At 46.6% G+C, this 13,306-nt stretch carries 8 protein-coding genes; 7 read left to right on the top strand and 1 reads right to left on the bottom strand.

Translation table 11 applies throughout. The annotated features are described in order from the left end of the window. Positions 1-2: 2 nt before the first annotated feature. Genes H1A14_RS19060 through H1A14_RS19050 form a run of 3 tightly spaced genes read left to right on the top strand, consistent with a single transcriptional unit; the run spans position 3 to position 2,886 of the window. The gene (locus tag H1A14_RS19060; RefSeq protein ID WP_194777894.1) at positions 3-413 is read left to right on the top strand and encodes a nuclear transport factor 2 family protein; all 411 of its coding nucleotides are present in this window, start codon (positions 3-5) and stop codon (positions 411-413) included. A 49-nt stretch (positions 414-462) separates the two neighbouring features. Further along, the gene (locus tag H1A14_RS19055; protein ID WP_194777893.1) at positions 463-1,536 is read left to right on the top strand and encodes a PLP-dependent cysteine synthase family protein; all 1,074 of its coding nucleotides are present in this window, start codon (positions 463-465) and stop codon (positions 1,534-1,536) included. Between the two features lie 24 nt (positions 1,537-1,560). Next, positions 1,561-2,886 (top strand): hypothetical protein, encoded by a 1,326-nt coding sequence (locus H1A14_RS19050; protein ID WP_194777892.1) that lies wholly within the window; start codon positions 1,561-1,563, stop codon positions 2,884-2,886. 101 nt (positions 2,887-2,987) lie between these two features. Here H1A14_RS19050 and H1A14_RS19045 read toward each other — a convergent pair whose 3' ends face one another. After that, entirely contained in the window at positions 2,988-5,858 is a 2,871-nt protein-coding gene (locus H1A14_RS19045; protein WP_228527878.1) for a ligand-binding sensor domain-containing protein, read from the bottom strand. A 244-nt stretch (positions 5,859-6,102) separates the two neighbouring features. On the opposite strand from H1A14_RS19045, the gene H1A14_RS19040 reads away from it, so the two are divergent. Genes H1A14_RS19040 through H1A14_RS19025 form a run of 4 tightly spaced genes read left to right on the top strand, consistent with a single transcriptional unit; the run spans position 6,103 to position 13,294 of the window. Beyond that, a complete protein-coding gene (locus tag H1A14_RS19040; RefSeq protein WP_194777891.1) occupies positions 6,103-9,183 on the top strand; it encodes a SusC/RagA family TonB-linked outer membrane protein in 3,081 nt (1,026 codons plus the stop codon). Between the two features lie 5 nt (positions 9,184-9,188). Continuing rightward, a complete protein-coding gene (locus H1A14_RS19035) occupies positions 9,189-10,661 on the top strand; it encodes a RagB/SusD family nutrient uptake outer membrane protein (RefSeq protein ID WP_194777890.1) in 1,473 nt (490 codons plus the stop codon). Positions 10,662-10,673: 12 nt separating this feature from the next. After that, entirely contained in the window at positions 10,674-12,161 is a 1,488-nt protein-coding gene (locus tag H1A14_RS19030) for a PKD domain-containing protein (protein WP_194777889.1), read from the top strand. A 2-nt stretch (positions 12,162-12,163) separates the two neighbouring features. Beyond that, positions 12,164-13,294, top strand: a complete 1,131-nt coding sequence (locus tag H1A14_RS19025; RefSeq protein WP_194777888.1) for a glycoside hydrolase family 16 protein — start codon at positions 12,164-12,166, stop codon at positions 13,292-13,294. Positions 13,295-13,306 lie beyond the last annotated feature (12 nt).

The following is a 13,306-nucleotide window of genomic DNA, read 5'->3' as shown; positions in this document are numbered from 1 at the left end:
AAATGAGTCAATTAGAAACAGTAAAGCAGATCTATCAGGCTTTTGAACAAGGAAATGTATCGAAAATCTGTGAATTTATGTCAACTGATGTCTTTTGGGAACACCATCCCACCGGGAATACGGGCCAAGATAAAGACATACCCTATATGAGGTTTCGAAAGGGTAAGGAAGCGGTTCCATCGTTCTTCGAGGATATTGAGGAGGACTTTGAGATGCAAGACTTCAACTTAACGTACCTCCTTGAAGGAAAGGAGGCCATCGCTGCTGTGCTTAGATTTGACCTTACCGTAAAATCCACTGGCAAAAGGATTCAGGATGAAGAAGTGCATCTATGGGAGTTTGGAAATGATGGAAAAGTCAAAGCTTTTCGTCACTTTTTGGATACAGCAAAGTCCATTGAGGCTCATTCTTGATGGTGAATTGATCAATTGAACCTTGAGCAGTTAAACAATAAACTCAATCATGCAGCCTAAAGATTTGCAGAAAAATATCCATTCAAGAAGAGGGTTTTTGCAGTTTTTAGGGGCAGGAACTTTGGGTATGCTGACTGCCCCCACATCTTTCCCTCAGCCTAAGCAGACTTTATCAAATCTCAATAAACTCCTACACTATGATAATCCGGCGATAGGATATACCCCTATACTAAAACTCCGTCACCTTACTGATCCCAACCATGCAGAGGTTTGGGTCAAATGGGAAGGAGCCAATCCCACAGGAAGCATGAAAGACCGGATGGCCTTGGGGATGATTGAGTCAGCCGAAAAAGCCGGAAAACTGAAACCGGGCATGCGGGTCATAGAAATGACTGGGGGTAGTACCGGAAGCTCCCTTGCCATGGTGTGTAGCCAAAAAGGATACAAAACTCATTTTGTGACTACTGATGCGATTTCTATGGAAAAGAGGTTAACCATGAAGGCCCTAGGTGCTCACTTGGACACCTTACCCAGTCATGGTCATGGAATATCCCCAGAATTAGTGGCCCGTTCTCTGGAAAGAATCAAGGAGCTGAATGAGGAGCCGGATACCTATTGGACCAATCAGTTTGGAAATTCTAACAATGCTTTGGGATATCATGCATTGGGACATGAACTTAAGCAATTTGGACATGTGGATGCGTTTGTAATGGGTGTGGGAACAGGAGGATGCATTACAGGAGTGGCTACCGTGCTGAAAGCCAGTGAAACTGGTCCTCAACCTTGGGTGGTAGCCGTAGAACCGGCCGCTTCCAAAAACCTCTCCGGGGGACCTACAGGTAGTCACCGCATTGAGGGAATTGGGATTGGATTTGTTCCGGAAACTGCCCGGCTTGATCTGATTGATGAGATCGAGGCGGTTTCTGATGAAGAAGCCTTTCAGACCACCCGTGACCTTGCCCGCTATGAAGGCTGGCTGGCCGGACCGAGTTCCGGGGCCAATGTGGCTGCAGCTAAGCGCATTGCCAAACGGCTGGGAAAAGGCAAGAAAGTGGTGACGCTCCTTTGTGATTCCGGATTGCGCTATCTGTCCCTTGACCTTTTTGGAAAGGAGAAGACTTAACATTAACCCAAAAAAATTATCATCATGAAAGACCTCAAAACCATGTCACAAAAGTTGCCTCATGAAGCAAATGCCTTACACCAGTTGAGCCAATTTCCCTTGATGAAAGCCATCTTTGGCAGAAGATCACGCAGGTTTGGAAGGGGCATGCAAATTCCCTCAGGACCTTTGGCTTACCGGTCCAAATTGGAACCTTTGCCCTTGTCTGAATTGGAGCAATCCATCTTGATTGCTGTGGGTACAGGTGTGACAGGTTGGAATTTTGGTGTTCCTTTCGGACCTGACCGCCCAAAAGAGCACGCCCATTACACCCAAAGATTTACAGGTAGGACAGCCCCCACCGCAGGGGGATTCGGTACCCCTGCCTTGTTGTATACCGATGACAAGGGCACCTACATCACCAATACCCGGGACATACAACCCAATGCAATCAGTGAATTGGGGGATGACCTGAGCGATGCGGCAGAACGGATCATTGCTGTCTGCAAAGAAAACACCACCCAATTGTCTGACCACAGACTGGACTTGCCTGCTGAGCCACCCCATATGCTGGAACCCAACCTCTGGATGGCCAATGCACCCGGGTCCACCTTACTGATGCCCATAGGAGATGCCAGTGAATCAGTCCTGTCCCTGATGGCCATGGCCATCAGCAACGGCAATGTCCTGATGGATGATGATGCCGGCAAGCCTGTCGGCAACCTTGAGCCTTTTATCAAAAGTGGCCTTCTGAGCAAAGAAAAACGTGTTCCTCTTTCGATCCTGCATCAAATGGCCTATGAAGGCTGCTGCATGGAACTGGCCTTTATGGGGCACAACATGGTATTGACCCAGCAGGCCATGGGACTCGGTGGCCTGTATTTCAGTGGTCTCAACCGATGGAGTATCCTTGGGGCTTTTGCAGACAAGGGCATTCAGGGGATGGGGTTCCGCTTTGTCCGGGATGATCGCTGGATCATGCCCAATCCTGTGGGTCTGGACGGGATTTATGAAGGTTTGTGCCCGCCCTATTATCCTGATATGAGGGCTGCCGTGGAGGAATTTGTCTCACGGAAATTCGGATCCAAGGGTGCTTATCACCAAGATACCCCTGGGCCGTGGAAAGAAAGTAAGGCAATCAAAAGGCAGATGAGCCCCTACAGCGAAGAATTTGTGGATTGTCTCACTGAGGTAGCGCAGTATATTTTTGATAAACACGGGAAGTTTCCAGGCACTTTTACCACCCTGGTCATGCCAGGATATGTGCAGGCTGTGCACCTGGATACGGATTATTATGATGCCTTTTACCAGACCGGCGCCTACCTGAATTCCCATGCGGAACACAGCAGGGTGTGGGATGGAGAGACCTAATCTACAGGTGCCTGCAAAGGTGATTCCACCACAAATTTTCTTTGATCCAGGCCCAAAGCATCCGATAAAGGCAGGATGTAGTTTTGCCTGGGAAATGGTCCCTAAAATTTCAAGATGTATTCCTGCAAATTTTCAGCTCTTTCCAGGTTGAGTTTTTTTCGCAGCCGATAGCGCGCTATTTCCACCCCTCGGATGGAGATGTTCATCAGATAAGCGATTTCTTTGGTCGAGAGGTTCATTCTCAGATAAGCACTCAGTTTGATTTCCTGCGGGCTTAAACTGTTGTATTTCTTTTTGAATCTGCTCATAAAATCCCCATGGACCTGGTCAAAATGGATTTCAAACTGTTCCCAGTCTTGGTCTCCGGCAAAGTTTTTCTCAATGTTTTTGATCACTTTTTGGATTTCATTCTTGACCTCTTGATTCTTGCTCTTTTTGGTGATGGCATTGAGGTTGTTGCGCATGTGGTCAATAAAGCCGTTTTTGGTAATCAAATGCATGGTGGCAGTGGCAAGTTCCTTGTCCTTGAGCTGAATTTCCTGCTTTAATTTTTCGGTCTTCAGCTTTTCAATCTCTGCCTGGGTATGTTTGAGCTCTGTTTCCTTTTCCTGAATGACTTTTTTGGAAGCAGTTTTGATCAATTGTGCCTTTTTTTGGTATCTTTTTTCAACGACCCCGTAGACCATAAAGGTGGCTATCCCAATGAGCAGCACATACACCAAATAGGCTCCTTTGCTTCGGTACCAAGGCGGTAAAATCTCAAAGGAATAGGATGCCACCGGGCTGATTTCTCCGTAGAGGTTTTTTGTTTTGGCATGAAAGGTATATTTCCCTTCCCTAAGATTGGTATAGGCCTTTTCCCGCTTGTCAATCCAGTCCCCATATCCAGGTTCCAAACCCTCCAGCCAATATTGAAACCTCAGGTCTTTCTCATTGTTTGGGACCGGATTGCTGCTTTCAAACCGGATATTGGCCATATGGTAAGGAATTTTCAGATCTCCAGCCGCGGCCTTACTTTGGGAATGATGGTATGAAACATTTCCCCCAAAAATCAAAGAATCGGATGCCCCAGTCAAATAAACAGCCCTTATCAAGGTGGGAAAAGTGGAAGGCTGATATGTATTTTCATTCAGGCTAAATCTGATAAAACCCTCATTGGCGGCAAAAAGCACCTCATTCCCCTGAATGGTCGAAATATTCTGAAGGTCATCATTGAGAATGGGCAAAAGTTTGTTGAAGACCTGAAAATGCTTGGTATAACTCCCGTCAACCTTTTTCTCCAACACCCCGGATTCTGTTTCTCCTATAAAATATATATTGCCCATTTGGTCTTCTATGAGGTAATGTGCCTGAAATCCCCCATCAAAATAAGGCTTAAAAAAATCATCCCTTTCAAACTTATTTTCAAGCTCATTGAATTTAAAAATCCCTGCTTGGGTGGTAAACACAAGCCGGTTGTTGATCCGCCACACATTGTTGAGGATGCTGGTGGGCAATCCGGACGCTTGGCCAAAATACGTCACGGTGGCGGATTCCAATTGATCATCAAGTTGTATCCGGTACAGCCCTTTATAACCATGTGCTACCCATATGTTTCCTTTGTCATCCTGCTCAATGATCCGGCTGGATTCATTGAAACCTTTGATTTGCCTTACATATTGAATATCGGTTTCATCCATTTGAAAGAGATGAAGGCCATTGTATGTTCCTACGAGCAAGAGACCCTGTCGGCCTCTGAGGGTTTGAAAGTTCCAAACGCCACTTGGTCCTTCAATCCTCCGGGCTGCGTTACCTTCTATTACAAACGCTCCGTCATTGTGTGCAATGAGGAGATGGTTTTGAATGGATTTGATCTGATAGACCTGGCCTGTTGAATTGCTGATCAAGGAGATCTCCGATAGGCTGTCATCTCCTTTTTCCTGAACATATACCCCATTGTTGGTGCCGTAAAAAATCCTGCCCTGGTCAAAAGCTGCATGATATCCTGTACCGGTCAGTCCTGAAAACTGGTTGATTTTGGTAAACGGAAGACTGAGCTGCACCATGGTAATCCCATTGTTGTGCCCGATCCATAAGTTTCCATTGAGGTCTTCAAAAAGGGAAATGATGGAATTGTTGTTCAGACCATTGTCCTTGTTCAGCTTCATCAGTATTTTACCGGTTGCATCCATTAGCTTTAGGCCATCCTGCTGTGTGGCTAAGGCAATATTGCCGTTCCTTAACAGCAAGGCCGAATTGATGGTCAAATCATCCATGCTGTTCCATGGCAAAGTCAGCTCCCCACTCATGGTGAAAATGCCATCGTCGCGGGTAAAGACCAAATATTTGTTTTGGCCCAATTGCAATATTCCTGTCACCAAAAAATCCCCAAATGATCCACTTTTGCTTATCGGTACGAGAGCCCCGTCCTGAAGTTTTTTAATGCCTTCCCCGATTTCGTTTACCATCAGGATGTTGTGGCTAAGATGGAAGCTTTCGAAGCTGCTTTCACTTTCCAGGCTGTATTGAAATTTCCTCTTGCTGTCAAAAACGAATATCCGCTCAAAAGTGCAGAAAAATATATTCTCTTCAGTAACGAAAACCTTCCAGACTTCCTCAAGATTTTGGATATCTTCAGGAAGGCTGTTTTTGAGAGATTCAAAGGTCAGCTGTCCTTTGGAATTGGGAAGAAAGGTGCCAAAATCACCTTGCCCGGAGACATAAATGGCCCCATTGGCATCTATCTGCACATGTCTCACTTTGGCACCGCTGGGCAAAGCATGTCTTCTCCATGTCGTACCGTCAAACTCCATTAAACCATAATTGTTGGCCACATACAGCATCCCTGATGCATTTTGCGTGATAGCGTAGTTCTGGATCCCGCCTTGGTATTCCTGACTGGAATAATACCTGGAAAAGGGCAACCCCATCGATTGTGAAAAAGCGGTATGGATAAATAGGGAAAGCAGCAGGCTGATAGGGATTGTTTTCATGGATGATCACTTGTTGCAAAAGGCAATATAGGATTTTTATGTTTGATGTAATAGGTTCTTCACAAACATGAGATGCCATCAAAATTAAAAACCCATCTAATTTTATGTATAAGGCGATTTATGGGCTTTTTGTTGAGTTTTTGTGAAACTGGAAAAATGGTGATGATGTAGTATTGATGTACTGCTGGTTTTTGTCTGTTGTGAATTAAATCTCACTTTGTGTACCGTAATAAATCCAAAAAAAATGAAAAAAATTTTATTGCTGTGCTTTGCCCTTGCACTCCATTATGGTACTTGGGCACAATCAAATGTAACTTCAGGCAAAGTAGTGGATGCAACTGGGGGTCCGTTGCCTGGGGTCAGTGTATTAAAGCTTAAATCCACAGTGGGTACTGTCACAGACCTTGATGGCAACTTTACCATCAATGCCAGTGCAGGTGATGACCTTCAATTTTCCTTTTTGGGCTTCCAGCCACAAATCATCAGGATAGGAAATGCTGCTGAGGTCAATGTTGTATTGCAGGAAGACATGACCAACCTCAATGAAGTAGTGGTCATCGGTTACGGTACAGCCACCAAAAGGGAACTGACCGGGGCTACCTCTCAGGTAAGGGGAGAGAACATCCAAAAGATGAATATGCCCAGAGTGGATCAGGCCTTACAGGGGCAGATGGCAGGGGTGAATATTACCACCAACTCCGGAGCCCCAGGGGGTACCTCCAACATCCGGATCAGGGGAATAGGGACTTTTGGGGACAATGATCCTTTGATCCTGGTAGATGGGGTCATCTATGATGCGGCAGGACTGAATGCCCTTAACCCAAACGACATCGAATCAGTCAATGTGCTTAAAGATGGTACGGCTGGTATATATGGCGTCAGGGCAGCCAATGGAGTGATCCTGATTGAGACCAAAAAAGGCAACCTGGGCTCCAAACCCAGACTGGATTTCGATGCTTTTTATGGCGTACAACAGACAGCCAGAAAGCTAGACCTGTTAAATGCCCGGGAATACGCTATTCTGAAAAATGAAGCTTTTGCAGCGGGTGGTCAGCCTATGCCTTTCAACAATGTGGAATTGGGTGAAGGTACCAACTGGCAGGATGCTGTTTTTCAGGATGCGCCCATTCAGGAATACAACCTGACCGTGACCGGAGGTTCAGACAAAACCACTTATTCCATAGGGGGTTCTTACTTTGCCCAGCAGGGCATCGTGGGAGGGCCCAAAGCCAATTTTGAAAGATACAATGCCAGAATCAACTTCATCACGGAAATCGCTCCCAAGCTGAAGTTCACCAACGTTTTTCTGTTTACCAGAGAACAGAGCAGCAGTTTGCCCCAAGGTGGCATCGGTTCTGTGCTGTACAATACCATCAATGCGTATCCCACAGAGCCTCTTCGGGTAGGAGACCGCTTTTCCTATTTGGACAATGTGAATGACATCATCAATCCTTTGGCCCAAATGGAAAACACCTTTAATGACTCTTGGGTCAATAAGATCGTAGGCAAAGAGGAAATCGAATATCAGATCAACGATAGATTTACCTGGACAGGCCGGGCAGGGTATAATTTTGCCATGGTGGATTTTAAAGCCTTCAACCCGCTTGTATGGTATGGACAGGGTAAATTTGCCAATTCGGCCAGAAATGAAAATCTGGATCCCGTCTTGGTAGATATCGGCGGAATTGAAATCGAAAGAGGAGCCAATGTGTTTGAATCCAGGAATACCTTTTTGGATTACAATCTGGAAACATTCCTGAACTATGATCAAAATTTCGGTCAGGATCACCGGGTCAAAGGGATGTTTGGACTTTCATTGGTCGGCAACAGAAGTGAAGGATTGAACGGGACAGGATTCAATATTCCGAACAATGACCTGAATTTTGCGGATATTTCTGCCAATCAGGCCCCTGGTGGATTTTTGAACAACACAGGCTCATTCCAAAGCAGACAGCGGCTGACCTCGGCCTTTATCCGGGGTGAATATGATTTCAGGCAGCGGTACTTTGTCTCTGCCATCCTAAGAAGGGATGGATCGACCAACTTCGGCCCCAACAACCGGATCGGTTATTTTCCGGCCATTTCTGGCGCTTGGTTGATTTCTGACGAATCCTTCTTCAATGTCAAAGCCATTGACTTTTTGAAACTGAGAACCAGTTTTGGCGTCTCAGGAAATGATCAGATCGGACTGTTTCGCTACAGAGGTCTGCTGAATGGTTCAGCCACTTATGTTTTCAATGATTTGATCATCAACGGGGCGGCCATCGGGAATACCAGCAATCCTGACCTGAAATGGGAAACTACTTTTCAGACCAACATTGGCTTGGATTTTTCCTTATTCCGCAGTGTGGATTTCACCGCAAATTATTTTATCAAAAACACCAGGGACTTGCTGTTCCAACCTGATGTTTCAGCACTTCTCGGGTCCTATGGGCCTGGAGGTTCCCCGCCGGTCATCAATGCCGGTGACGTAAGAAACAGAGGGATCGAATTGGAATTGGGCTATGGAACAAGCAAAAGCTCAGGAGTCAATTTCAGGTTTGATTACAATGTCACCTTTATCAAAAATGAAGTGACTGCCGTGCCGGAAGGGTTTGAATTTATCCCGGGTGCAGGCTTCAGTGTAGGGGGTAATGTGGCCACCAGATTTGAAAAAGGCTTTCCGATTGGGTATTTCATCGGATATCAGACGGACGGAATCTTCCAGTCCCAGGAGGAAATTGCCTCCAGTCCAGTTTCCCAGCCAGGTGCACAGCCGGGCGATTTGCGGTTTGTGGATCAAAACGGTGATGGGGTGATCAATTTCGGGGATGATTCTGACAGGGTCATGATTGGGTCCCCTATTCCAGATGTGGTCATGGGATTCAACATGTCTATGGATTTCAAAGGATTCGATCTTGGCGCCAATATCTATGCAGCCTTGGGCCAGGATATCATCCGGAACTACGAAAGACAGCAGCCTTTTGCCAATCAGTTGTCCTACAACATCGATCGCTGGACAGGACCGGGTACCTCCAATGAAGTTCCCAGATTGACCACCGGTGCTACCAGAAACACCGTTTTCTCTGACTTTTATGTAGAGGATGGATCTTTTCTCAGATTGAGAAATGTACAGTTGGGCTATACCATTCCTACGGCCATCACCCAAAGGATAGGGGTGCAGTATTTCAGGTTTTACTTGGCAGCCAACAACTTGGTCACTTTGACCAGGTATCAGGGATTTGATCCGGATGTGGGAGCAGGCAATCCACTTTTTGCAGGAGTGGACAACGGAATCTATCCACAGGCACGCTCATTTATGGCTGGTTTAAATATTAAATTCTAAAAAACATGAAAAATTTGACAAAATGGTTTCTATTCATGTCTTTGTGGATATTTGCCGCTTGCGATAGTTTATTGAACATTGATCCTGAATTTACCCAGGATGCAGAAAATTTCTTCAATACACAGGAAGATTTTGACCGGGCAATCATAGGAGTTTATGATATGATGCAGCCGGCTTACCTCACCATTTGGATTGGGGAGATTGCTTCGGACAATTCCATTGCCGGAGGAGAAAGTGTCAATGACACAAGAGGTCTTCACGAAATTGAAAACATGACACACGGTGGGGTCAATGAGGAACTAAGGGCCGTCATGAGGGTCAATTATACCGGGATTGCCCGCGCCAATTTTATCTTTGAAAATCAGGATAAAATTGATTTTGCAGGCAAAGACAGGATTCTGGCAGAGGCAAAATTCATGCGGGCTTACTTCTATTTTAATCTGGTGAAATATTTTGGAGACATGCCCCTGATCGTGGACAGAAGGATTTCAATCAATGAAATTCCCAATACCCCCAGAACTCCTAAAGCAGAAATCTATGCACAGATAGAGGCTGACTTGGCAACCGCCATCGAAGTGCTGCCTGCTACGCCAAGTGAAGTGGGCAGACTGACCACAGGAGCTGCAAGGGCCTTGATGGGCAAAGTCCTGCTGTATCAAAACAAATATGCGGAAGCCAGTACGGTTCTGGGCAACCTGATCGATAACAATCCGGGCGGATATGCCCTGTTTGACGATTTCAGCACCCTGTTTTTTGCCAATAACCAAAATGTAGCCGAAGATGTATTCACGGTACAGTTTAGCGGCTTACAGGGGGGTGATTATGGTTGCCTGATCTGTTTGAATGGCAATGCTGCTGTGGGTTTCCATGGCATCAGGCAATACAATGGACCCCTTTATGCAGATGGCAACAGCTATAATCTCCCTACCCAGGATTTATTTGATGCCTTTCAGGAAGGGGATATCAGAAGGGAAGCGACCGTTCTGGATTTGGAGGCATTTATTGCTGCCCAGCCTAATTCAGAGGATATCACATACGCGATTGGTGGTGGAGGCCATACGGGATATTTTAACAACAAATACATCAAAAGGCTGGATGAAAGAGGCCTCCCGGATGATGATTTGACCAGCCCGCTCAATTACAGGGTGATCCGTTGGGCAGATGTACTCTTGATGGCGGCAGAGGCCTTCCAGAGATCAGGAAATGATGACAGGGCAAGAACAGAACTGAACAAGGTGAGGGCAAGGGTAGACATGCCGGCCATCAACAGTTCCGGTGAGGCTTTGTATCAGGCGATTTTGGAAGAAAGGCGGTATGAGCTATCCGGTGAAGGGTACAGGTTCTTCGATTTGGTAAGAACCGGTCAGGCTGCCGATCGCATCAGTGGCTTCGTGACAGGAAAGCATGAATTGTTTCCAATCCCACAGGTCGAAATTGACCTAGCCGGTGGAATATGGAATCAAAATCCAGGATATTAAACATAAACTCAAATGAAAAAATATTTAAACTATATCATGTACATGTTGCCTTTGTTGGTATTGGCAGCATGTGTGGAGGAATATGCTTTGGAAGACAGTCCTCCTACAGTAGAACAGGCGGGCTTCAGTTTTCAGCCTACCGAGCAGAGCAACAACATCCTTCAGTTTACTGCTGACAATGATTTTTTCCTGATGAACTGGGATCTGGGCAACGGAAGTTCAGCGACGGGGAAAAGTGTAACCGGGACTTACCCTACAGCGGGTACCTACACCGTGACCCTTACCGTCTTCAACAGGGGAGGAAGTGTCAGTGCAAGCAGGGAAATTGTCATTGAAGAAACCGATCCCTTATTACTGGACCGGCCACTTTTCAACAATCTTACTGGCGGGGCACAGGCTACCGAAGGCAAGACCTGGAAGATTGACGCCGGAAGATCGGGTCACTTTGGGGTTGGGCCAAACCCTTCCTCAGCAGCAGGTGATTTCCCGGAGTGGTACCAGGCACAGCCCAATGAAAAGGCAGGTTCTGGCATGTACACAGACCGGTATACCTTCTTCTTGGTTGGCTTCAACTTCAATATGGAAACAGATGGCCTGGTTTACTTAAATGCTGCCCAAGGAGGTAATTTCCCGGGAGCTTTTGATCCCGGAGTGGGTGATCTTTCCGCCCCATACGTGGCCCCTGATGGCTTGAAGTGGAGCATGGCCGAACCGGAGGGTGGATATCCTGAATTAACGATTTCACAAGGTGGGTTTTTAGGCTATTTTGCCGGAGGAAGGACCTACCAGATCATCAATATTACAGAAAATGAGTTATTTTTAAGGTTCGTGGATCAAGCCAATACGGATTTGGCCTGGTACATCCGCCTGATTCCGGAAGGTTTTGAGCCCGGCGAAGAAACGCCAGATCCCGATCCCGATCCTGTGGATACGGGAGAGTTTACCCTTCAGAATCTGATTGGAAATGGCACCAAAGCCTGGAAACTGAAACCTGCTGCCGGTGCCTTTGGGGTAGGGCCCAGGCCAGGAAGTGATGAGTTTTTCCCTAATGGGAATGACATATCCGGAGACAGGCCTTGTCTGTTCAATGACCTGTTCATTTTCAGCGAAGACGGCACCTATGCCTATGATCCGCAAGGAGATATATTTGGAGAATTCTATATGGGCGTAGAAGCGGAAGGCTGTCAGCCAGCTGCAAACCTGGTAGGAACTGTAGGGGAAGCCTGGGGTGCAGGTTCACATCAGTTTACCTTTACCGAAGGGACCGAAACCACCAATGCGAAAATCACCGTAACGGGAACAGGTGCCTTTATGGTATTGCCGAAGGCCTTCAATGGTGGCGAATACACTGCTGGACCACCTGAAGCCAACAAATCGGTTACTTATGATGTAATTGGATATGTAAACGAGGGAGGCGTAGAGGAATTGACCATCACTTTGGACATTACAGATTCAGGGGCGGTGTTCTGGTCCTTTGTGCTCATTCCCGATAACGACTAGGTATGATGATGTTAACTAAAATGGTTCAATCCATACTGTTCCTGACCGTGATGCTTGTAGCAAGTTCCTGCAATCAGGAGGAAGTTGACCAGCAGGTTTTACTTCCCTCCAATTTGGAAGTTAATGTTGCCATGGGGGAAAACGGCGTGGTGAATGTGAGTTTTTCAGCCGAAAAGGTCAATTTCTTCCGGGTGGGTTTTGGAGTATACAACCAATTTCCTGAGCTCGTGACGGGAAACCAGGCATCCTATCGCTACACCCTTCCCGGAGAATACACCATCACGGTTCAGGCACATGCCACCGAATCAGATTTTATCAAGCAAGAAGAAAAGGTACAGATTACCGAGCAATTGCTCGGTATTGGATTACCCGTTTCCGGCTTCGAGTCTCCCATGCAATATGAGGGATATACCTTGGCCTGGAATGATGAATTTGACGCTGAAACCCTTTCCAGTGATTGGGTTTTTGAGTTGGGTGATGGCTGTCCTAATCTTTGTGGCTGGGGAAACAATGAGCAGCAGTTTTACCGCAGGGAAAATACGGAGTTAAAAGATGGTTATCTGATCATCACCGCCAAGCGGGAAAATATAGGTGGGAAGAATTACACCTCTTCCCGGCTGAAAACCCAGGGCCAACAGGTCTTTCAGTTTGGCAGGATAGACATCCGGGCAGCCATGCCAAGAGGTCAGGGCATCTGGCCTGCATTGTGGATGTTGGGTGAGAATATCCCTCAGGTCAGCTGGCCTGCCTGCGGAGAGATCGATATCATGGAAATGATCGGAGGTTCGGCGAATGGTAGAGACGATACCGTCCATGGCACGCTACATTGGGACAACAATGGCAACTATGCCTACCAAGGGGGCTCCAAGACCCTTTCGGGAGGGGCCAAGCTCGCTGATAATTTCCATGTCTATTCCATCATTTGGGATGAAAATAGAATTTCCTGGCTTTTGGATGATGAGGTGTATTATGAAATGGATATCTCTCCATCAGCAATGGATGAATTCAGAAAGCCTTTCTTCCTGCTGATCAACATGGCAGTTGGGGGCAACTGGCCGGGTAACCCGGACAATACCACCGTTTTCCCCCAACAAATGGCGGTAGACTATGTGCGGGTATTTGAAAAGGATTAAAATGTTTTGGTA

Source organism: Pararhodonellum marinum, from assembly GCF_015354735.1.
GTDB lineage: Bacteria > Bacteroidota > Bacteroidia > Cytophagales > Cyclobacteriaceae > Pararhodonellum > Pararhodonellum marinum.
This window is presented reverse-complemented; position numbering and strand designations above follow the sequence as displayed.